The sequence below is a fragment of the Pseudomonas sp. SIMBA_068 genome (assembly GCF_046534705.1).
GTDB classification, from domain to species: domain Bacteria; phylum Pseudomonadota; class Gammaproteobacteria; order Pseudomonadales; family Pseudomonadaceae; genus Aquipseudomonas; species Aquipseudomonas putida.
In genome coordinates this window covers 1-402 of sequence record NZ_JAWRYI010000084.1, presented here as the reverse complement: position 1 = coordinate 402, position 402 = coordinate 1, and the positions used below count along the sequence as shown (strand labels likewise).

1 protein-coding gene is annotated in these 402 nt (G+C 48.0%); it reads right to left on the bottom strand.

Features of this window, described 5'->3' with window-relative positions:
- Nucleotides 1-391: shikimate dehydrogenase (locus SB756_RS28265; protein WP_410912798.1), on the bottom strand; the 391-nt coding region annotated here is incomplete at its 3' end.
- Between the last annotated feature and the right edge of the window lie 11 nt (nt 392-402).

The following is a 402-nucleotide window of genomic DNA, read 5'->3' as shown; positions in this document are numbered from 1 at the left end:
ATGCTCCACCAGCGCCGATAAGCAGAATACGTAAACCAGGGCGGATAAAAGACAGACGTTCCAGATCGCTTAACAAGCCTACACCATCGGTATTGTCACCCAGCAGGCGTCCATCTTCTAACCTCATGAGGGTATTAACAGCACCAGCCAACGCTGCCCGTTCAGTAAGCTCATCCGCTCTGGCAAAAGCCTCTTCTTTAAAAGGCACCGTCACATTCGCACCTTTACCACCAGCACTAAAGAAAGCGTTCAGTGTGTTGATGAAATCATTGATGGGTGCCAACACGCGCCCATAGGGATGTTCAATATTCAGTTGCTGAGCAAATTGCTGATGAATGAATGGCGATTTGCTGTGGGCTATCGGATTACCAAAAACAGCATAGGTTTCCATTATGTTACCCC